General features: G+C 71.1%; 19 protein-coding genes and 1 pseudogene. All 20 read left to right on the top strand.

The genetic code is table 11. From position 1 onward, the window contains the following. Positions 1-60: 60 nt before the first annotated feature. The 20 genes and pseudogenes from ABEA87_RS33245 to ABEA87_RS33150 all read left to right on the top strand — a co-directional run bounded on the left by ABEA87_RS33245 (position 61) and on the right by ABEA87_RS33150 (position 20,465). Positions 61-1,503 carry a UDP-N-acetylmuramoyl-tripeptide--D-alanyl-D-alanine ligase gene (locus tag ABEA87_RS33245; protein ID WP_345636410.1) on the top strand — a complete coding sequence of 481 codons (1,443 nt, stop codon included), beginning with the start codon at positions 61-63 and terminating at the stop codon, positions 1,501-1,503. Further along, positions 1,500-2,603: a phospho-N-acetylmuramoyl-pentapeptide-transferase gene (gene mraY, locus ABEA87_RS33240; protein WP_345636409.1), complete on the top strand. Its 1,104-nt coding sequence runs from the start codon at positions 1,500-1,502 to the stop codon at positions 2,601-2,603. The genes ABEA87_RS33245 and mraY overlap by 4 nt, the downstream gene beginning before the upstream one ends. Then, positions 2,600-4,027 (top strand): UDP-N-acetylmuramoyl-L-alanine--D-glutamate ligase, encoded by a 1,428-nt coding sequence (murD, locus tag ABEA87_RS33235; protein ID WP_345636406.1) that lies wholly within the window; start codon positions 2,600-2,602, stop codon positions 4,025-4,027. The genes mraY and murD overlap by 4 nt, the downstream gene beginning before the upstream one ends. A 50-nt stretch (positions 4,028-4,077) precedes the next feature. Beyond that, positions 4,078-5,406: an FtsW/RodA/SpoVE family cell cycle protein gene (locus tag ABEA87_RS33230; RefSeq protein ID WP_345636451.1), complete on the top strand. Its 1,329-nt coding sequence runs from the start codon at positions 4,078-4,080 to the stop codon at positions 5,404-5,406. A 310-nt stretch (positions 5,407-5,716) separates the two neighbouring features. Beyond that, entirely contained in the window at positions 5,717-6,814 is a 1,098-nt protein-coding gene (gene murG / locus ABEA87_RS33225) for an undecaprenyldiphospho-muramoylpentapeptide beta-N-acetylglucosaminyltransferase (RefSeq protein WP_345636449.1), read from the top strand. Beyond that, positions 6,811-8,295 (top strand): UDP-N-acetylmuramate--L-alanine ligase, encoded by a 1,485-nt coding sequence (gene murC / locus ABEA87_RS33220; protein ID WP_345636404.1) that lies wholly within the window; start codon positions 6,811-6,813, stop codon positions 8,293-8,295. Before murG ends, murC begins: the two co-directional genes overlap by 4 nt. After that, complete coding sequence (locus ABEA87_RS33215) at positions 8,282-9,076, top strand: cell division protein FtsQ/DivIB (RefSeq protein WP_345636402.1); 795 nt, start codon at positions 8,282-8,284, stop codon at positions 9,074-9,076. Before murC ends, ABEA87_RS33215 begins: the two co-directional genes overlap by 14 nt. A gap of 230 nt (positions 9,077-9,306) precedes the next feature. Continuing rightward, positions 9,307-10,410: a cell division protein FtsZ gene (gene ftsZ, locus ABEA87_RS33210; protein WP_345636400.1), complete on the top strand. Its 1,104-nt coding sequence runs from the start codon at positions 9,307-9,309 to the stop codon at positions 10,408-10,410. Further along, positions 10,403-11,131: a YggS family pyridoxal phosphate-dependent enzyme gene (locus ABEA87_RS33205; protein ID WP_345636398.1), complete on the top strand. Its 729-nt coding sequence runs from the start codon at positions 10,403-10,405 to the stop codon at positions 11,129-11,131. Before ftsZ ends, ABEA87_RS33205 begins: the two co-directional genes overlap by 8 nt. A 173-nt stretch (positions 11,132-11,304) precedes the next feature. Then, entirely contained in the window at positions 11,305-11,886 is a 582-nt protein-coding gene (locus ABEA87_RS33200) for a cell division protein SepF (protein ID WP_345636396.1), read from the top strand. A gap of 21 nt (positions 11,887-11,907) precedes the next feature. Next, positions 11,908-12,204: a YggT family protein gene (locus ABEA87_RS33195; protein WP_345636394.1), complete on the top strand. Its 297-nt coding sequence runs from the start codon at positions 11,908-11,910 to the stop codon at positions 12,202-12,204. A 57-nt stretch (positions 12,205-12,261) separates the two neighbouring features. Further along, complete coding sequence (locus ABEA87_RS33190) at positions 12,262-13,065, top strand: DivIVA domain-containing protein (RefSeq protein WP_345636392.1); 804 nt, start codon at positions 12,262-12,264, stop codon at positions 13,063-13,065. A gap of 26 nt (positions 13,066-13,091) precedes the next feature. Next, a complete protein-coding gene (locus tag ABEA87_RS33185; RefSeq protein WP_345636390.1) occupies positions 13,092-13,808 on the top strand; it encodes a hypothetical protein in 717 nt (238 codons plus the stop codon). Positions 13,809-13,908: 100 nt separating this feature from the next. After that, the gene (locus tag ABEA87_RS33180; RefSeq protein WP_345636389.1) at positions 13,909-15,411 is read left to right on the top strand and encodes a potassium/proton antiporter; all 1,503 of its coding nucleotides are present in this window, start codon (positions 13,909-13,911) and stop codon (positions 15,409-15,411) included. Between the two features lie 412 nt (positions 15,412-15,823). Next, a complete protein-coding gene (locus ABEA87_RS33175; protein WP_345636388.1) occupies positions 15,824-16,279 on the top strand; it encodes a TraR/DksA family transcriptional regulator in 456 nt (151 codons plus the stop codon). Positions 16,280-16,290: 11 nt separating this feature from the next. After that, positions 16,291-16,896: a signal peptidase II gene (lspA, locus tag ABEA87_RS33170; RefSeq protein ID WP_345636387.1), complete on the top strand. Its 606-nt coding sequence runs from the start codon at positions 16,291-16,293 to the stop codon at positions 16,894-16,896. Positions 16,897-16,912: 16 nt separating this feature from the next. Next, positions 16,913-17,827 (top strand): RluA family pseudouridine synthase, encoded by a 915-nt coding sequence (locus ABEA87_RS33165; RefSeq protein WP_345636447.1) that lies wholly within the window; start codon positions 16,913-16,915, stop codon positions 17,825-17,827. Next, positions 17,824-18,528, top strand: a complete 705-nt coding sequence (locus tag ABEA87_RS33160) for a hypothetical protein (protein ID WP_345636386.1) — start codon at positions 17,824-17,826, stop codon at positions 18,526-18,528. Before ABEA87_RS33165 ends, ABEA87_RS33160 begins: the two co-directional genes overlap by 4 nt. Before the next feature lie 399 nt (positions 18,529-18,927). Then, positions 18,928-19,758, top strand: a pseudogene (locus tag ABEA87_RS33155) (MinD/ParA family ATP-binding protein); the annotation flags it as partial. 50 nt (positions 19,759-19,808) lie between these two features. Then, the gene (locus ABEA87_RS33150; RefSeq protein WP_345636385.1) at positions 19,809-20,465 is read left to right on the top strand and encodes a GtrA family protein; all 657 of its coding nucleotides are present in this window, start codon (positions 19,809-19,811) and stop codon (positions 20,463-20,465) included. Positions 20,466-20,561: the final 96 nt, after the last annotated feature.

Raw genomic sequence — 20,561 nt, 5'->3', positions numbered from 1 at the left:
GGACGGTTCCGGGCCCGGGGGAGAGGCGGCACGCGACGGCGGCCGGAGTCAGGAGGCACGATGATCCCGATGAGGCTCGACGAGATCGCGGCCGCGGTCTCCGGCCGGCTGGCCGGGGCCGACCCGGCGGCGACGGTGACCGGCACGGTGGAGTTCGACTCCCGTGAGATCGGCGCCGGCGGACTGTTCGTGGCGTTCCTCGGGGAGAAGGCGGACGGGCACGACTTCGCCCCCACCGCGATGGCCGCGGGCGCCACCGCGGTGCTCGGCACCCGCGAGTTGCCCGGCGTGCCGATGGTGATCGTGTCCGATCCGCTGGCCGCGATGGCCGCCCTGGCCCGGGCGGTGGTGGACCGGCTGCCCGAGCTGACGATCGTGGGCCTGACCGGCTCGTCCGGCAAGACCACCACCAAGGACCTGATCGCGCAGCTGACCGCGCGGCTGGGCCCGACCGTGGCGCCGGCCGGCTCGTTCAACAACGAGCTGGGCCACCCGTACACGGTGCTCAAGGCGGATGCGGGCACCCGGTACCTGGTGCTGGAGATGGGCGCCCGCGGGATCGGGCACATCCGGTACCTGACGCAGGCGGCACCGCCGAACGTCGGCGTGGTACTCAACGTCGGCGTGGCGCACATCGGCGAGTTCGGTTCCCAGGACCAGATAGCGGTCGCCAAGGGCGAACTGGTCGAGGCGCTGGAGCCGGACGGGCTCGCGGTGCTCAACGCGGACGATCCCCGGGTGGCGGCCATGGCGGCCCGTACCTCGGCCCGGGTGGTGCTCGTCGGCGAGTCGGAGCAGGCGCGGCTGCGGGCCGAGGACGTCCGCCTCGACGACCGGGGGCGCGCCTCGTACACCCTGGTCACGCCGGAGGGCGGCGCGCCCGTGCGGCTCGGGGTCACCGGCCGCCATCAGGTCGCGAACACGCTGGCGGCGGCGGCGGTCGCCCGCGAGCTGGGTGCGTCGACGGCCGATGTCGCCGAGTGGCTCGGCGAACTGCGGCTGGTGTCCACCCGAAGGATGGATGTTTTCGATCGTGCCGACGATGTCACGGTCATTGACGATTCGTACAACGCCAATCCGGCCTCGACCTCGGCGGCGCTCCGGGCGCTGATCGACATGGTGCGTGGCAGGCGCGGCGACGCCGAGCGGGCGGACGGGGCCGCCGCGCGGGGCATCGCGGTGCTGGGCTACATGGCCGAGATGGGCGAGTACGAGCGGTCCGGCCACGAGGAGGTCGGGCGCCTGGCCGCCGAGCTGGGCGTCGATCTACTGATCGTGGTCGACCAGCAGGCCGCGCCGATCCACGACGGAGCGGTCGCGGTGGCGAATTGGGGAGGGAAGTCGGTGCAGGTGACCGATCAGGACGCCGCCGTCGCGCTGCTGCGCGACGAGCTGCGCGCTGGCGACGTCGTACTCGTGAAGGGCTCGCGGTACCGCACCTGGGCGGTCGCGGACGCGCTGCGTGCCCCGGAGGAGCCGGACCACGCGGAGAGCCTCTCGTGAGGTCCGTCATCGTGGCGGCCTGCGTGGCCTTCGTGCTGTCCCTGTTCGGGACGCCGTTCGCCATCAGGGGATTCACCAAACTCAAAGCGGCTCAACCGATCCGGGACATCAATGTGTCCCACTCGGGCAAGCGCGGCACGCCGACCATGGGCGGCGTGGTGTTCATCATCGCCACGGTGGTCGCGTACTTCGCCGGCCATCTGGTGCTCAAGACGCTGCCGGACAAGCAGATCGTGCCGCCCAGGCCGACCGTTACCGGTCTGGTGCTGCTCGGCCTGATGGTGTTCTGCGGCGGCATCGGCTTCATCGACGACTTCCTGAAGGTGCGCAAGCGCAACAGCCTCGGGCTGAACAAGCGCGGCAAGCTGATCCTGCAGGTGATCGTCGGCGCCGTGTTCGGCATCGTCGCGCTGTACTTCCCGGCGACCAACGGGCAGACGGTGGCCAGTACCGACATCTCGTTCGTGCGGGACATCCACGCGGCCAACATCGGCAAGGTCGCCGCTGTCGTGCTGTTCGTGGCGGTGATCATGTCCACCACCAACGGCGTGAACCTCACCGACGGCCTGGACGGCCTGGCCACCGGCGCCTCGGTGATGGTGATCGGCGGGTACATGCTGATCGCGTTCTGGCAGTACCGGCACTGGTGCGCCGACCCCACCGCGCCCGGCTTCACTCCCTCGTACTGCTATCAGGTCCGAGATCCGCTGGAGATCGGGCTGATCGCCGGGGCCGCGGCCGGGGCCCTGTTGGGATTCCTGTGGTGGAATGCGTCCCCGGCCCGGATCTTCATGGGAGACACTGGGTCCATGGCGCTGGGCGGGCTGATCGGCGGCCTGGCCATCGCCACCCGTACCGAGCTGCTGCTGCTGGTCATGGGCCTGCTGTTCGTCATCATCACGATGTCGCTGATCATCCAGATCATCTCGTTCCGGACGACCGGCAAACGGGTGTTCCGGATGTCGCCGCTGCACCATCACTTCGAGCTCGCTGGCTGGAGTGAGGTCAATATCGTGATCCGGTTCTGGATCATCGCGGGCATCGGGGTGACGGTGGCGCTCGGCCTGTTCTACGGCGACTTCCTAAGGAACCTCTATTGAGCCGAGTACTGGTCGGTGGCGCCGGGGTGGCCGGCGTGGCCGCGGCGCGCGCCCTGCTGGCCAGGGGCGCGACCGTCACCGTGGTGGCGGCCGCGCCGTCGCCCGGCGCAGATGAGCTGGCCGCCTCGGGCGTGCGCGTGGTGATCGCCGATCCGGCACCGCTCGAGCTGCTGGACGAGGCGGACGAACTGGTGGTTTCCCCCGGCTTCGCGCCGCACCATCCGCTGGTCACCGCGGCGGCCGACCGGGGCCTGGAGGTCTACAGCGAACCCGAGCTGGCCTGGCGGCTGCGGGGCCCGGGCGCCCCGGCCTGGCTGGGCATCACCGGTACCAACGGCAAGACCACCACCACCACGATGCTCGCGGCCATCCTGACCGCGGCCGGCAGGTCCACCGCGGCCCTCGGGAACATCGGCGAGCCGCTGGTGTACACCAGCGACCCCGACGGCCGGTACGAGGTGCTGGCCGTCGAGCTGTCCAGCGCCCAGCTGCACTGGTCGCGCGACCTCGCTCCGCAGGCGGGCGCGCTGCTCAACCTGGCCGACGACCACCTGGACTGGCACGGCTCGTTCGAGGCGTACGCCCGGGCCAAGGAGGCGGTCTGGCGGGCCGCGACGCCGGAGCGCGGCGGCGTGGCCGTGGGTAACCTCGACGACGTACGGGTGGCCAAGGCACTGGCCAGGGTCACCGGGCGCACCATCGGCTTCACCCTCGGCGATCCGGCCGCCGGCCAACTCGGCGTGCGCGACGGCTGGCTGTACGACGAGGCATTCGGCGCCGGGCGCCTGATCGAGACCCGAGCGATCCGGCCGCCGGGCGCGCACAACGTGAGCAACGCCCTGGCCGCGGCCGCGCTGGCGCTGTCCTATGGGGTGGATTCCGCGGCGGTACGCGACGGGCTGGCCGGGTACCGGCCGGAGCCGCACCGCAACGCCTACGTGGACACCGTCTCCGGGGTGGACTACGTGGACGACAGCAAGGCGACCAACCCGCACGCGGCGTACGCCTCGCTGACCGCGTACCCGCGCATCGTCTGGGTGGCCGGCGGTCAGCTCAAGGGTGTGGACGTGTCCGACCTGGTGGCCAGCGTGGCCGATCGGCTCACCGGCGCGGTGCTGCTGGGCGTCGACCGGGCCGAGGTGGCACAGGCATTGGCGCGACACGCCCCGCGGGTACCGGTGGTGGATGTGGCCAGCGTCGATGATGGTGCGATGGCGGAGGCGGTGCGCGCGGCGACCGAGCTGGCGCGCCCCGGCGACACGGTGCTGTTGGCCCCCGCCGCCGCCTCGCTGGACATGTACGCCAGCTATGCCCGGCGCGGGGACGCGTTCGCCGCGGCGGTGCGGGACCTGGTGACCCAGACCGGGGAGCCGATCGAGGACCGGGAGCTGGAACGGCACGGGGGAGGTAGGCAGGCCACATGACCGCCGAGGTCGAGGCGGGTGCGCGTTCCCGCGACTGGAACCGGGCCCGGATGCGTTCCGGCCCGCTGGCCGCGCTGCGCGGGGTGCTTGCCCGGCCGCTGGCCTCGTACTACCTGCTGCTGTCCAGTTCCGGCCTGCTGCTGGTGATCGGCCTGGTCATGGTGTTCTCGGCGACCAGCGTGCAGTCGTACGCCGACGGTGGCAACGCGTACCAGCAGGTCACCCGGCAGACCCTGTACGCGCTGATCGGGCTGGTCGCCTTCTGGATCTTCCAGCGGCTGCCGGTGGACACCTACCGCTCGTTGGGTAAGCCCCTGCTGATCGTCTCGATCGCGTTGCTGGCCCTGCTGGACCTGCTCAGCCTCGCCTCCCGGATCGGCGTGCTGTCCAGCCCCGGGATCGGCCCGCTGCTGCACGCGGACGAGCTGAACAGCAACTGGCTGTACATCGGGCCGCTGCAGATGCAGCCGTCCGAGCTGGCCAAGCTGGCGCTGACCCTGTGGGGCGCCGGGGTGCTGGAGGCCAAGGGAGCCGCCGTCGCGCACTGGCGGCAGCTGGCCCGCCCGCTGTTCCCGGTGGCGGCGGTGATCGTGCTGATGGTCGGCATCAACGATCTCGGCACCACGCTGTGCCTGATGATCCTGTTCCTCGGGCTGCTCTGGGCGGCCGGGGTCCGGTGGCGGGTGTTCGCCGGGCTCGGCGCGCTCGGGCTGGCCGCGGTCACCGTCCTCATCCTGACCGTGTCCTACCGGGTGGCCCGGATCACCACGTTCGCCGGCCACGGCAGCGCCAGCGCCCAGGACTCCACCGGGTACCAGGGGCTGCACGGCCTGTACGCGATCGCCGACGGCGGCTGGTTCGGGGTGGGGCTGGGCGAGAGCCGGCTCAAGTGGGGCTGGCTGCCCAACGCGCACAACGACTTCATCTTCGCGATCATCGCCGAGGAGTTGGGCGTGGTCGGCTGCTTCGTGGTGCTCGGCCTGCTGGCGGTGCTCGCGTACACCGGGCTGCGGATCGCCCGGCGCTCCAGCGACCCGTTCCGTCGAATGGTGGCCGCGGCGATCACCGTGTGGCTGGTCGGCCAGGCCACGATCAATATCGGTGGGGTGGTAGGACTGCTGCCCATCACCGGCCTTCCGCTGCCGTTCATCTCGGCCGGCGGTACCGCCCTGATCGTCACGCTCGCGGCGGTAGGGCTGCTCGCCTCGTTCGCCCGCGCCGAGCCGGACGCCGCCCGTGCCCTGCATGCACGTCCGTCGGACCGGTGGGTACGACTACTCTGGGCGCCGTTGCCGCCGCTGCCAAGATCTCGGCGGGCTGCCCGGAAGCGCACGGTGAAGAACGCGGTGAGAAGAGGAGCCAAGAATGGCGTGGGATAGGCCGGTCGGGTCCGGCCAGGCGAGCTACCCGAATCCGAACTCCCCGGATCCGGGCTACTCGAACCCGGGCTACCAGAACCCGGGTTACCAGAACCCGGGCTACTCGAACCCCGGCTACCAGAACCCGGCTCCCCCGACTCAGGGCTACCCGAACCCGGCCCCGCCGGCTCAGGGCTACCCGAACCCGGGTTACCAGGACCAGGGCTATCCGAACCAGGGCTATCCGAACCAGGGCTATCCGAACCAGGGTTACCAGAACCCGGGTTATCCGGAGCCGGGCTACCAGAACCCGAGCCAGCAGAAGCCCCAGGTGAGGTCGGTGGTGCTGGCCGGCGGCGGTACCGGAGGGCACATCTACCCGCTGCTCGCCTTCGCCGACTGCCTGCGTCGTCACGACCCCGGGGTGCGGATCACCTGCCTCGGCACGCCGCGCGGGCTGGAGAACGACATCATTCCGCCGCGCGGCTATGACCTGCGACTGGTACCGGCGTACCAGCTCCCCCGGTCGATCAACATGAACCTGGTCCGCACGCCCGACCGGATGTGGCGGGCGTCCAAGGCCACCCGGGCGGTGCTCGACGAGGTCGACGCCGACGTGGTGGTCGGGTTCGGCGGGTACGTCTCGGTGCCGGCCTACCTGGCGGCCTGGCGCCGGCACACGCCGATCGTGATCCACGAGGTGAACGTGCCGGTGGGCGTGGCCAACAAGATGGGCATGCGCTTCACCGAGCACGTGGCGGCCGGGTTCCCGCACCAGCTCCAGCAGATACCGGCGCTGGCCAACGCGCGGGTGACCGGGGTGCCGCTGCGCGAGCAGATCTCCCGGCTCGACCGGTTCGCGCTGCGGGCCCGGGCCCGGGCCTACTTCGGGCTCGACCCGAACCTGCCGGTGCTGTTCGTCTTCGGCGCCTCGCAGGGCGCCCGGTCGATCAACCTGGCCATGGCCGGGGCCGCGAAGGCGCTGTCCTCCTCCGGCATCCAGGTCATCCACATCATGGGTGCCCGCAACGAGCCGGTCGAGATCCCGTCGGACCTGCCGGTGCCGTACCGGACCATGACCTTCCTGTCCGAGATGGAGCTGGGGTACGCCGCGGCGGACCTGGCCCTGTGCCGGGGCGGTGCCATGACGTGCGCGGAGACGGCGGCCGTCGGCATGCCGGCCATTTACGTTCCGCTACCCTACGGCAACGGGGAGCAGCGCCGGAACGCGCTGCCCGTGGTGCAGGCGGGCGGCGGGGTCCTGGTGGACGACTCCGAACTCAGCCCTGCGTGGATCGAAAGGACGGTGATTCCGTTGATGCGCGATCCCGGACGGCTGGCGGCGATGTCCCGCGCCGCGGCGAGCTACGGGCGGCGCGACGGAGACGAGGCCCTGCGCTCGTACGTCTACGAGGTGGTCGGAGCGTGAGCACCAAGACCAACCAGATCGAGCGGGAGCTGACCGCCGAGGACCTGGGGCACGTGCACCTGATCGGGGTGGGCGGCGTGGGCATGAGCGGCCTGGCCCGGCTCCTGCTCACCCGGCACATTTCGGTCTCGGGCAGCGAGCTGCGCGAGTGGCCGACGCTGGCCGGGCTGCGGGCGCTGGGCGGCACGATCTACATGACCCACGAGGCGTCCAACCTGGACGGCGTGGACACGGTCGTGTACTCCACCGCCATCCCCGACGATCACCTGGAGATGGTCGAGGCACGCCGCCGGGGGCTGCGGATCCTGCACCGATCCGAGGCGCTGGCCGCCGCCATGACCGGCCGGCGCAGCATCGCCATCGCCGGCACCCATGGCAAGACCACCACCACCTCGATGACGACTCTGATCTTCCAGCACGCCGGGCTCGACCCGTCGTTCGTGATCGGCGGCGAGATCTCCGAGGTCGGGTCCAACGCGCACCACGGCAGCGGCGAGCACTTCGTGGTCGAGGCGGACGAGAGCGACCGCTCGTTCCTGCGCTACCACCCGTACGTCGCGATCATCACGAACATCGAGGCCGACCACCTCAACACGTACGGCGACCTGGCCGGGCTGGAGGAGGCGTTCCTGGACTTCACCAAGCTGGTGGAGCCGGGTGGCTTCGTGGTCACCTGCGCCGACGACCCCGGTGCCCAGCGGCTGGCCGTACGGGCCCGCGAGGCGGGGCAGACCGTCTACACGTACGGCGAGTCGGAGGGCGCCGACCTGCGCCTGTCCGACATCGTGACGTCCGCCAGCGGGGTGCGCTACCTGGCCACCATGGACGGGCGGTCGCTCGGCGAGATCTCGCTGCGGGTACCGGGCCGGCACATGGGGCTCAACTCCTCGGCCGCGGTGCTGACCGCGGTCAAGCTGGGCGTGCCGCTGGAGTCCATCGTGGAGGCGCTGGCCTCGTCTCCCGGCGTCCGGCGGCGCTTCGAGCTCAAGGGCACGGTCGACGGGGTCCGGGTCTACGACGAGTACGCGTACCACCCGACGTCGATGACGGCGGCCATCAACACGCTGCGGGACGTGGCCGGCGACGGCCGGCTGGTCGTGGTCTTCCAGCCGTACCGGATGTACCGCACCCGGGAGATGCAGACGGAGATCGCCGCCGCGCTCGCCCTCGCCGACGAGGTCGTGGTGCTGGAGGTCTTCGGCCCAGGCGAGGCGCGCGAGCCGGGTGAGGGCGGCGCCGCGCTGACCGCCGCGATCGACCTGCCGGCCGAGGCCAAGGTGTTCGTGCCGGAGTGGGACGAGGTGCCCGCCGAGGTGGTCCGCCGGGCCACCGCCGGCGACGTGGTGGTGACCATGGGCGCGCCGCCCATCTCGCTGATGGGTGACGAACTGCTGTCGGCACTGGCCGACCGTGCCGAAGCGGCGCCGGGGTATGCACCGCGGCACGCCGGGGGCCCGGAGGCGGCGGGTGAGCGGGCGTAGCGGACGCGGGGACGAACGCGGGGCCCGGCGCTGGACACTGGTCCGGGCGCCGGCCCAGGCGGTACCGGCATCGGTCCGCCGGTTCAACCAACGCGCCCGGGACCGCCGGCTGCAGGCCGCCGCACCGTGGCTGGCCGGGCTCGCCGCGATCGTGCTGCTCGCCCTGGTGGCCCTCGTGGTCTATCAGACCTCGCTGCTGGGCGTGCGCGACGTCGCGGTGCGGGGCAACGCCATAGTGGGCGTCGACCAGGTGCGCGCCGCTGCCGCGGTGCCGCACGGGGCGCCGCTCGCCTCGCTCGACCTGCGCGCGGTGCAGCGCCGGGTGCAGGCGCTGCCCGCCGTGGCGCGGGCCCGGGTCACCCGGCACTGGCCGTCCACCGTGGTCGTCACGGTCACCGAACGCAGCGCGGTGGCGGTCGTCGCCGCGCCCGACAAGCGGTATCAGGAGCTCGACGCGTCCGGCGTGGTGTTCCGTACCGTGCCCAGCCGGCCGGACCGGCTCCCGCTCGTGGCGCTGTCCGCGCCGGGGCCGTCCGATCCGAGTACCCGGGCGGCGCTGCGGGTGCTCGCCTCTCTCACCGGTGACCTGCGTAGCCTGCTCGGCACGCTGGAGGCCCCGTCGCCCGACGCCATCCGGCTGCGGCTGACCGACGGCCGGCAGGTGGTGTGGGGTGACGCGAACTCCGACGAGGTCAAGGCGGCGGTGGCCACCGTGCTGCTGCGCCAGCACAACGGGGACGTTATCGACGTGAGCGCACCGAACACCGCGACAGTCAATTAGCACGCGGATGCGACACGCCGAGCCCGGTCCTTGGATGGCGGGGAGGTGGCGCATACCTTGCCGAAGGAAGCAGTTGACATAAGACTAAGCCTCTAGTAAAGGGTGAGGGTTTGCTCCGGGGTCGGGGTGGAGCCGCCACCTTTGCCGTAACGAGGAGTGTCAACTGGCCCCGCTCATGCTCAAGCCCGCCGCAGGTTGCAGACCGGCCTCGGTCGAAAGGGAAGGTACCGATGACTCCACCGACGAACTATCTCGCGGTCATCAAGGTCGTCGGCATTGGCGGCGGTGGGGTCAACGCGGTCAACCGAATGATCGAGGTTGGCCTCAAGGGCGTTGAGTTCATCGCGATCAACACCGACGCGCAGGCGCTGCTGATGAGCGACGCCGATGTCAAGCTCGACGTCGGCCGGGAGCTGACCCGCGGGCTGGGCGCCGGCGCCAATCCCGACGTCGGCAAGAACGCCGCCGAGGATCACCGGGACGAGATCGAGGAGGTGCTCAAGGGCGCCGACATGGTCTTCGTGACGTGTGGCGAGGGCGGCGGCACCGGCACCGGTGGTGCCCCGGTCGTCGCGCAGATCGCCCGCAAGCTGGGCGCGCTGACGATTGGCGTGGTCACCCGGCCGTTCTCGTTCGAGGGCAAGCGGCGCCAGGTGCAGGCCGAGGCGGGCATCGAGGAACTGCGCAACCAGTGCGACACGCTGATCGTCATCCCGAATGACCGGCTGCTCGCGCTCGGCGACCGCGGGATCAGCATGATGGACGCCTTCCGGCAGGCCGACCAGGTGCTGCTCTCCGGTGTGCAGGGCATCACCGATCTGATCACCACTCCCGGCCTGATCAACCTGGACTTCGCCGACGTGAAGAGCGTGATGAGCGGGGCCGGCAGCGCGCTGATGGGTATCGGCAGCGCCCGTGGTGACAACCGGGCGGTCGACGCCGCGCAGCACGCGATCTCCAGCCCGCTGCTGGAGCAGAGCATGGACGGCGCGCGTGGCGTGCTGCTGTCCATCGCCGGCGGCTCCGACCTCGGCCTGTTCGAGATCAATGACGCCGCCCAGCTGGTCACCGACGCGGCCCACCCGGACGCCAACATCATCTTCGGTGCGGTGATCGACGACGCGCTCGGCGACGAGGTACGGGTCACCGTGATCGCGGCCGGCTTCGACGGCGGCACCCCGGCGTACAAGCCGGTCGAGCCGGTACGCAAGCAGCCGACGCCGGAGACCACCAACTCCGCGCCCACGCGTCCCCCGTCGACGCCGCCCCCGACGCCACGGCGCGTGCTGTTCGACGACGTCGACGTCCCGGACTTCCTCAAGAACGGTGCCTGACCAGGACGAGCGGCGAGCCGAGCTGGCCGCGAGCCTGGCTCGGGTCCGCCGCCGGATCGCCGACGCCTGCGCCGCCGTGGGGCGGCCTCGCGACGAGGTCACCCTGGTGGCGGTGACCAAGACGTACCCGGCGACCGACGTGCTGCACCTGGCCGGCCTGGGCGTCGGCGACGTCGGGGAGAACCGCGACCAGGAGGCGGCGCCGAAGGCGGCGCAGGTCAGGGCCGCCGGGACGGAAGTGCGTTGGCACTTCGTCGGTCAGTTGCAGCGCAACAAGGCCCGCTCGGTGGCCACGTATGCCGACCTGGTTCACTCCGTGGACAGTGTGCGCCTGGCCGGCGCCCTGGCCGAGGCGGCGGCCAGGCACCGCGAGTCCCCGCTCGACGTGCTGGTGCAGGTCAGCATCGACGGCGACCCGGCGCGCGGGGGAGCCCGGCTGGGCGGGCCGCCGGACACCGACCTGGACCAGGTGGCCGAGGCGATCGCGGTGACGCAATCGCTGCGGCTGCGTGGGGTGATGACCGTGGCTCCGGTGGACTGGGATCCGGGCGCGGCGTTCGAGCGACTGGCCGGGATAGCCGATCGGATGAGGGTCAACTACCCGACAGCCACCGTCGTCTCAGCCGGTATGAGCGCTGACGTGGAGTCCGCGGTCGAATACGGCGCGACACATGTACGCATCGGAAGCGCATTGCTCGGAAACCGGGCGTCGCTGCGGTAACCTCAAGCTCGGACACCAAACTACACGGTTGTGATTTCGCCGCTAGAGCGAGGGATCGGTCGCCGCACATGGCGTGCGATACGCGGGCGACGGGCCGATAGCGGGTTGGTGTCCAGGCGGGGCCACGCGCGGCACCGACCGGGGGCGGTGCTGAAGGGCGGAGAGGGACGACGATGGGCGCGATGCGCAAGGCGGGCGTATGGCTCGGCCTCATCGAGGACGATGAGGACCGCGGCTACGACGACGACGACTTCGAGGACGAGGTCGAAGAGGCGCCGGCTCCCGTCCGTCCCCGGGCGGCCGTCGATCGGCTGGCGGAGGCCCGCGAGGCCGGCCGCGCCGAGCGGACCGCCGTGCGCCCACTCGGGCGACCCGGGTCGCAGACCATGTCGGCCTACCCGACCCGGGACAATCTGGCACTTGCGCCACAGGTTCAGTTGCGGGAGCGTGCGGTGGTGAACGATGAGGAGGAGCGCCGGTACCAGATCACCACGCTGCATCCGACCACGTACAACGAGGCACGCACAATAGGCGAGCACTTCAGGGACGGCGTGCCGGTGATCATGAACCTCACCGAAATGGCGGAGGCAGACGCCAAACGTCTGGTTGATTTCGCGGCAGGTCTGGCGTTCGGGCTGCGCGGTACGATGGAGCGCGTGACCAATCGGGTGTTCCTGCTCTCACCGGCCAACGTCCAGGTCACAGAGGCGGACAAGGCCAGGATCGCTGAGGGCGGGTTCTTCAACCAGAGCTGAGCCAAGGGACCCCGCGGAGACGTGAAATCGATCATTGGCCAGATCGTGTATCTGGTGCTGTATTTCTTCCTTTTGACCTTGCTCGGCAGGTTCGTGATGAGTGCCGTCCTCGCCTACGGACGGCGTTGGCACCCTCGGCGGGGTGCCGCAGCAGCACTTGAGGCGGTGTGGAGCGTCACTGATCCGGCCCTCAAACCGTTGAGGCGTGTGATCCCTCCGCTTCGAGTTGGTACCGTGAGCGTTGACCTATCGGCCCTTGTGCTGCTGCTTATTCTGTACGTGCTGATGAACGTCGTGAGACGGCTGTTGATCTCCTAGGCGAACCCTGCCTTGACTGACAGCCACCTGCGGCCGCAACTGACCCGAGGAGTTTCGATGCCGCTGACCCCGGCCGACGTGCACAACGTCGCCTTCAAAAAGCCCCCTATTGGTAAGCGGGGGTATGACGAGGAGGAGGTCGACGCCTTCCTGGATGAGGTCGAGCGCGAACTTGCCCGTCTGATCGAAGAGAACAACGAGCTTCGCGCGCAGGCCGAGCGCGGTGGTGGACGCCCGAGCGCCCCCGCCGGCCCCGGCGGTGACCCCCGACTCGCCCAGGAAAACGCCGAGCTGAAGGCCCAGCTTGACCGGATCAACCGGGACAAGGCCGCGGCCGAGCAGGCCGCCCGCTCGATGCAGGCCGAGCTGGAGCAGGTGCGCAGCCAGGGCGGTGCCTCGGTGGTCGCCGGCGGCGGCGACGGTGAGCAGCAGGCACTGCGCGTGCTGATGATGGCCCAGCGCACCGCCGACGACCACGTCGCCGACGCCCGCCGGGAGGCGGACAAGCTGCTGTCCGACGCGCGCTCCAAGTCCGAAGAGGTCACCCGCGAGGCGCGGGCGAAGGCCGACGCGCTGGAGCGCGACGCCCGCCAGCGCCACCAGGAGGCCATGGGCGGCCTGGACGCCAAGCGCTCCGCGCTGCAGAAGCACATCGAGGAGCTCAAGCAGTTCGAGCGGGAGTACCGCACCCGGCTGCGGGCGTACCTCGAGAGCCAGCTGCGCGACCTTGGCGACCACGGCAAGGGCCTGGACGCCGAGCTCAACCAGGTTGAGGCTGCCAGGGTGACGGGCGGTGGACTGGCCGCCGCCGGGGCAGCATATGGTGGACGTCAAGGAATCGACAGCGCTAACAGTCGGTAATCACCACGCGTCCGGGAGGATGAGTAGTGATCGTCGGAAGCCTCCTGCTCATTCTCGTGGCTGTAGGTCTGCTTGGCCTCGGGTTGGTGCGCGGAACCAACGCGTTCCTGATCGGCTCGATCGCCGCGAGCCTGCTCGCGGCGATCCTGCTGATCGTCGGGGCGCGCCGCTCCGCCGCGAACCGTTCCGCCGTCGCCACCGGTTCGCCGGGCGGCAGCGGTGACCCCGGCTCGGCCGACACCATCACCAGCCAGTCCGCGGTGAGCACCCCCCGGACGAGCCCGGAGACGCGCGAACCGCGCAGCCAGGCGGCACCCAGGAGTTCCCGGCCGGGTGGCCCGGCCGGTGAGCGGGACGGAGCACTGGGTAGCCCCACCGGCGCCGGTGCGACCATGGTGGACGAGGCTCCCACGCAGGTGTTCATCCCCACCCAGTCCCGGGCGGGTGCCGCACCAGACGATGAGCCCGAGGCGCCGGACGGCGAGGAGTTCGCCGACGAGGACCCGGCCGACGAGCCGGCGGCCGAGCTGGTCTCGCCGCAGGACGCGGCCCGGGTGGCGCAGCTGAGCACCGAGGTGCTGGTCATCGACGGGCGTCCCCGCTACCACCACCCGACCTGCGTCCATCTGCTGGGCCGGGAGAACGAGCCGCTGCCGGTCAGCGAGGCCGTCGAACTCGGCTTCACCCCGTGCGGCCTGTGCGAGCCGGACATGGTGATGCTCGCCGAGGCGCGCAGGGCCTGACCTCCGGCCGCGCTCCCCGCAATCGCGTGAGGAGCGCTCGCCTGCGCCGGGGCCCGGCTCCGGCCGGGCCCTCCCCCAGGGCCGGGTGGGGGGTGTCGAAGTGGGCCACGACCTGACCAGTGCGCTGCTGCTGGCCTCCGCCGTGTTGCTGGTGGCCGTCGGCGCCGTCCGGGTCTCCACCCGGCTCGGGCTGCCCAGCCTGCTCGTGTACCTCGCCCTCGGTATCGCGATCGGCGAGGCCGGCCTGGGCATCCGGTTCGATGACGCGCAGCTGACCCGTACCCTCGGCACCTGCGCCCTGATCGTCATCATCGCCGAGGGCGGCCTGACCGCCCGGTGGTCGTCGCTGCGCCCGGTGCTGGGGCCCTCCGTGGTGCTCTCGACACTGGGCGTGGCGGTCAGCATCGCCGCCGTCGGCGTGGTGGCCCGGCTGGTGCTGGGCGTCGGTTGGCACGTGGCGCTGCTCTACGGCGCGGTGCTCTCGTCGACCGACGCGGCGGCCGTCTTCTCCACCCTGCGCCGGCTGCGCCTGCGTCGCCGCCCGGTCGCGGTCCTGGAGGCCGAGTCGGGCATCAACGATGCCCCCGTCGTGCTGCTGGTGACCCTGCTGTCCACCGGGGCGCTGGGCGCGCACCCGTGGTGGCAGCAGGCGCTGCTGGTCGGCTACGAGCTGGTGGTCGGCGCCGCGATCGGCCTGGCGGTCGGGCTGCTGGGGCGGTGGGCGCTGCACCGCGCCGCCCTGCCCGCCGCCGGCCTGTACCCGCTGGCGGCGATCGGGCTGGCCGTGCTCGCGTACGGTACCGGCACGATCGCGCACGCGTCCGGCTTCCTCGCCGTGTACGCGGCCGGGGTGGCGATGGGCAACGCCCGGCTGCCGCACCGGCCGGCGATCCTCGGCTTCGCCGAGGGGCTGGCCTGGCTGGCGCAGATCGGGCTGTTCGTGCTGCTCGGGCTGCTGGCCTCGCCCGGCCGGCTGGGCCACGCCGTGATACCGGCCCTGATCGTGGGGGCGGTGCTGGTCCTGGTGGCCCGGCCGCTGTCGGTGCTGGCCAGCGTCACGCCGTTCCGGATCGGCTGGCGTGAACAGGCATTCCTGTCCTGGGCCGGGCTGCGCGGCGCGGTGCCCATCGTGCTGGCCACGATCCCGCTGTCGGAGCGGGTACCGGGCGCCCGGGCGCTCTTCGACGTGGTGTTCGTCCTGGTGGTGGTCTTCACCCTGGTGCAGGGCAGCACGCTGCCGGCGGTGTCGCGGTGGCTGCGCGTCGGCGCTCCGAGCGAGGCGACCGAGCTCCTGGTGGAGACGGCCCCCCTGGAGCGGATGCGGGCCGACCTGCTGCAACTGGACGTGCCGGAGGGTTCCCGGCTGGCCGGGGTGTACCTGGACGAGCTGCGGCTGCCGGTCGGTGCGGTGGTGACGCTGGTGCTGCGCGCCGGCGCGGGCTTCGTCCCGGAGCGGCGCACCCGGCTGCGTACCGGGGACAGCCTGCTGATCGTGGCCACCGCCGAGGTACGGGACGCCGCCGAGCGCAGGCTGCGCGCGGTGAGCCGGCGGGGACGGCTGGCGCGCTGGTTCCACGAGGACGGGCGCGAGGAGTCGAGTTAGGAAAGCCCATATGTCGGGTCGATCCCTGTAAATCGTGTGGCATGTTTGTCGGTGGCGCGTACGTTCCGTATCCTTGCCAACCTCTGGAGTGCGCGGCGCCCCGCTGCGCGCCCGTTTTTGCATGTGGGGGAATGCCATGGCCGAGCGGGCATCTGCCGCGCGGAAGGCCGTATCGGGCGCGGTCGCGACAGCGGCAGCGGCAGGGACAATTGGCGCAGAAGGTTCAGCGAGGGTGGGGGAGCCCTCAACTGTCGGAAAGTCGACGGCCGGGGATCGTGCCCGTCTTCTCCCGGCGCAGCCGCCGACCGCGGCGCAGCCCCGAACGCACATCGCCTCGCCGACCGGCGAGGCGGTTACGACAACCGATCCGGCACCGCCGATCGCTGCGGAGAACGCGGCCGAGGGAGCGACGATGGGCAAGCCAGCGGACACCAAGACCACCGCTACCAAATCGACCGCCGCGGCCACCGAGGCCAAGGCCGGCAAGGCCGCGCCGAGGACCGCGCGGAGCGCGGCCGAGACCGAGAGCATTCGCGTCGCACTGCTCGCCCGCCTGGACGAGCTGAAGGAGGAGTACGACTCCACGGTCTCGGAGATCACCGAGCTCCAGCGCGACCGGCTGACCGACTCGGCCGGCGACGACCAGGCGGACACCGGCACCAAGACGTTCGAGCGTGAGCAGGAGATCTCTCTCGCCAACACCTTCCGGGAGCGGGTCACCCAGGTCGAGCGGGCGCTGGACCGGCTCGGTGAGGGCAATTACGGCTGGTGTGAGCGGTGCGGCAATCCGATCCCGGTCGAGCGGCTGGCCGCATTCCCGTCGGCTACCCTCTGCGTGACCTGCAAGCAGCTGGAGGAGCGGCGCTGAGTACCGACGGCGTGATCGACGGTGCCTCCGTGCCGGGCGAGGGGGCACCGGTGGCGGACGAGGCGGCACCGGCCGCCGTGGCGCCGTCGCGCCTGCGCGTAGCAGCGATAGGCGTCCTCGGCGCGACGATGGTGTTCGTCGTGGCCATCGACCTGCTGACCAAGTATCTGGTCACGGCGAACCTGACCGGCCACCCGCCGGTCAAGGTGTTGGGCGGCTTCTTCTATCTCGACGAAATCCGCAACAGCGGCGCGGCGTTCAGCATGGGCACCAGTCATACCTGGGTGTTCCCGCTGGTCACGGTCGTCGTGGTGTGCTGGATCGGCTGGCTCGCCCGGCGGCTGCGGTCGATCCCCTGGGGGATCGGGCTCGGCCTGGTGCTCGGTGGCGCGCTGGGCAACCTCGGTGACCGGGTGTTCCGGGCGCCGGGCTTCCTCGAGGGGCACGTGGTCGACTTCGTCAGCCTCTTCGGCCCCAACGGTGCACACTGGCCGATCTTCAACCTGGCCGACGCCTCGCTGTGCTGCGGCGTGGTGCTCGCCGTGCTGCTGGAGTTGTTCGGACGGCGCCGGGACGGCGGCCGCGTACGCGGTACGGAGCAGCGTGGCGAACACTGACGGAGATCGCCGGCTGATGCCGGTGCCGGACGGGCTGGACGGGATGCGGCTCGACCAGGCGGTGTCCCGCATGTTCGGGCTGTCCCGTACCGCCGCCGCGGCGCTGGTCGAGGCAGGCGACGCCGTTCTCGACGGGCAGTCGCGCCCCAAGTCGGACAAGGTGAGCGCCGGTTCCTGGCTGGAGATAACCCTGCCGCCGGCGCCGGGCGCGGCGGTGGCCGTCGTGCCGGAGCCGGTGGACGGGCTGCGCATCGTGTACGCCGACGACGACATCGTCGTGGTGGACAAGCCGGTCGGCGTGGCTGCCCATCCCAGCCCAGGCTGGACCGGGCCGACCGTCGTGGCCGGCCTCGCGGCGATGGGTCAGCGGGTCGCCACGAGCGGCGCGGCCGAGCGGCAGGGCGTGGTGCACCGCCTGGACGTTGGCACCACCGGGTTGATGGTGGTGGCCAAGAGTGAGGTGGCCTACAGCGTCCTGAAGCGCGCGTTCAAGGTGCGTGAGGTGGACAAGCGGTACCACGCACTGGTCCAGGGCCACCTCGACCCGTTGCGCGGCACCATCGACGCGCCGATCGACCGGCACCCGAGCCATGACTACAAGTTCGCGGTGGTGTCGGGCGGCAAGCCCAGCGTGACCCACTACGACACGGTCGAGGCGTTCGCGTCGGCCAGCCTGGTCGACGTGCGCCTGGAGACCGGCCGTACCCACCAGATCCGGGTGCACTTCTCGGCGCTGCGCCATCCGTGCGTGGGTGACCTGACCTACGGTGCCGACCCGACCCTGGCCGCCCGGCTGGACCTGACGCGGCAGTGGCTGCATGCTCGGGAGCTGTCGTTCGAGCACCCGAGCACGGGCGAGCGGGTGAGGTTCGTCAGCGAGTACCCGGACGACCTGCGCCACGCGCTGGCCGTGCTCGGCGAGGGTTGGTGAGCCCGGGGCTGTCCCGGTTGGCGCGCGGTGCCCGGCGGGCCGGGTTCCAACTCGTCGCCGTGGTGGCCGCGCTGATCGCCGTCGCGGTGGTGCTGGTCCATAGGCACGGCGCCACCGCCGATCCGGACACCGGCGACGTGGTTCGGGTAGGCGTGGCACAGGGTGCGTCGATCCCCGCCTACGTGCGGTCGAGCCAGTCCCGGCTGTCCGCCATGCCGGCCGGGCAGTCCGGGTACGCGCTGGTGTCGCTCACCGGCTACCTGGCACCCGGGCAGCTGGTGCCGGTGCTGGCCGGGGTCGAGTCGTTCCAGGTGTATGCCCGGGTACCGCTGCCGAACACGCAGACCGCGATCGAGAAGATCCCGGTGGACCGGATCCCCGACGACGTCATAGCCGGCATGAACACCGTGGCCGGCGAGCGTGCCGCGCAGGCCGCCCGTACCGGTGACCGGGTGGCCGCGGCCGAGGCGGCCAGCTACCGGCAGCACTGCGCCTGCGTGTACGCCGCCGTGGTCCGCGCGCCGGCCGGCACGCTGCGGCAACTGGCCTCCCGGGAGTCGGTGCGGGTGGTCGACCCGGCACCGGCGGTGACCCAGCTCGACGACGCCGTCTTCCTGCCACCGCTGCCCGAGCAGAAGGACATCGCGGCCCCGCCGGCCGATGACGCACCACCGCCGTCGGTGACGCCCGGAGGCGATTGACCGTTGTCGCGCTGTAAGGTGCCCGCTGTCCGATTCTCTGGACGGTGAGAGCCCCGGCCGGACCTAGCCGGATGCACCGGCGCGCGGCGGCCGGGAACATGGGAGAGTAGACGTAGCGCGCTCGCGTGGACTGACCTCCGGCGGGCGCGCTGCGGTGAGGCGAACGAGCCGGCGGTAAGGAGGGCCAGCGTGGATCGCGCGGAGACCGGTTGGAGCGCATCGACGCCGACTCCGCGGTGGCGCTCGATACTCGACCGGGCGCTGCTGGGAAACCGTCCAGAGGAGGATCAGGTCGAGGCGTACCGGTCCGTCCCGTCTGTCCCGCTTCCCGGTCAGGTCGTCGAGCAGCGCCGGCCCCCACAGGTGGAGAGCGCGCCGAGCGGGTTCGGCGGTCAGATCGAGTGGCAGCCCGCCCGGCAGAGCGTCTCCGACCAGCTGATCGCCACCCTGCGTCGGGATCTGGGCGGCTCGCGCGTGGTCGCCTTCGCCAACCCCAAGGGCGGCGTGCACAAGACCACCGCCACGGTGCTGTGCGCGGCGACGATCGGCAGCGTACGCGGTCGCGGGGTGCTGGCCTGGGACGACAACGAGCTGCGCGGCACCCTGGGGCTGCGGGCCGGCTCCGCGCGACACGCCCGCACCATCCGGCACCTCATCGCCGACCTGACGATGATCGAGGTGTCTCAGGGGCAGGAGCTGAACGAGCGGCTCGACGACTACCTGCGACACGCCTCGGACGGGTCCTACGACGTGCTGGCCGGCGAGGAGAGCCCACGATTCGCCCAACGGCTCGATCCGCACACCGTGCGTCGGGTCATCGAGCTCGTGCGCCGCACCCACGACGTGATCTGCGTGGACACCGGCAACAACGTGGAGAGCCCGAACTGGCAGACGGTTCTACAGGCGGCCGACCAGTTGGTGATCACATCGGTGCCCAGGGAGGACGCCGCGTTCACCGCGGACTGGATGCTCGACCTGTTACACGAATGGGGGATGGGCCAGCTCGCCGAGCAGGCGGTCACCCTGCTGTCCTGCCCAACGCCCAACCCGTCGCCGCTCCTCAACGACCTCGCCGCGCACTTCGCCACGCGTACCCGGGCGGTCGCGGTGGTACCCTACGACCCGTCGTTGGAGAGCGGATCTTCGATCGAATATCCCATGCTGCGAGCGTCGACGCGCCAGGCCTGGCTACAGGCCGCCGCAGTGATCGTGGAGAGGTTTGCCAGGTAATTTCCAGGATGCGTTCCTACACTGCGATGGTGCCGGTAACCGACGCCATAATGAGCAAGCTGCCGCGGCCCATCCGGGAGCAGCTGCACCGCCATCACGAGTTGGTCAAGTTCGTGGTGGTGGGCGGAACCACCTTCCTCATCGACACGGCCATCTTCCTCGGGCTGAAGTCGACGCTGTTGGAAGCGAAGCCCCTCAGCGCCAAGGTGGTCAGCACCACGGTCGCCACCGTCGTCTCGTACGTCCTGAGCCGGCAGTGGTCGTTCCGGACCAGGGGCGGGCGGGCGAATCATCACGAGGCGATGCTGTTCTTCCTGATCAGCGCTATCGGTGTGGCGCTCACCGTGATGCCGCTGGGGCTCAGCCGCTACGTCCTGCACCTGAACACCCCGAACGTCAGCCGGTTCACCCAGGAGATTTCCGACTTTGTCAGCGCGCAGATCGTCGGCACGCTGGTGGCAATGATCTTCCGGTTCTGGGCGTTCCGCCGCTTCGTCTTCCCGCACGCCAACGCCCGGCCGAGGCCCGGCGATCGGCAACTGGCGCAGCCGATCGACGCGCGGCACGCGGAGGAGTTCGACTCGGTCGACCTCGCGGCCGCCGAGTTGCTGGGCGACCCGTGGCCGGTGCCGGACGTTGAGGCGCCCAAGACGGTCAAGGACATCCTCGATTCGGACACCGAGGACCCGCTGTCGGCCCGCTCGTAAGGCATCCGCTTCGGCGCGTCCGGCGACGAACCCGACGATCGGTGGGATCCGCCGCGCCGCGTGGGGATGGTCGGACGAACCCCACCTACCGTGCAA

Source organism: Rugosimonospora acidiphila, assembly GCF_039543385.1.
Taxonomy (GTDB): Bacteria; Actinomycetota; Actinomycetes; order Mycobacteriales; family Micromonosporaceae; genus Rugosimonospora; species Rugosimonospora acidiphila.
The sequence above is the reverse complement of the archived record's forward strand: the minus strand, read 5'-3'. Positions and strand labels throughout refer to the sequence as shown.

Coding starts and splice junctions, on each gene's coding strand:
- ABEA87_RS33245 (WP_345636410.1), top strand. CDS start 61: ATGATCCCGATGAGGCTCGACGAGATCGCGGCCGCGGTCTCCGGCCGG.
- ABEA87_RS33230 (WP_345636451.1), top strand. CDS start 4,078: ATGCGTTCCGGCCCGCTGGCCGCGCTGCGCGGGGTGCTTGCCCGGCCG.
- ftsZ (WP_345636400.1), top strand. CDS start 9,307: ATGACTCCACCGACGAACTATCTCGCGGTCATCAAGGTCGTCGGCATT.
- ABEA87_RS33200 (WP_345636396.1), top strand. CDS start 11,305: ATGGGCGCGATGCGCAAGGCGGGCGTATGGCTCGGCCTCATCGAGGAC.
- ABEA87_RS33190 (WP_345636392.1), top strand. CDS start 12,262: ATGCCGCTGACCCCGGCCGACGTGCACAACGTCGCCTTCAAAAAGCCC.
- ABEA87_RS33175 (WP_345636388.1), top strand. CDS start 15,824: ATGGGCAAGCCAGCGGACACCAAGACCACCGCTACCAAATCGACCGCC.
- ABEA87_RS33165 (WP_345636447.1), top strand. CDS start 16,913: ATGCCGGTGCCGGACGGGCTGGACGGGATGCGGCTCGACCAGGCGGTG.
- ABEA87_RS33150 (WP_345636385.1), top strand. CDS start 19,809: ATGAGCAAGCTGCCGCGGCCCATCCGGGAGCAGCTGCACCGCCATCAC.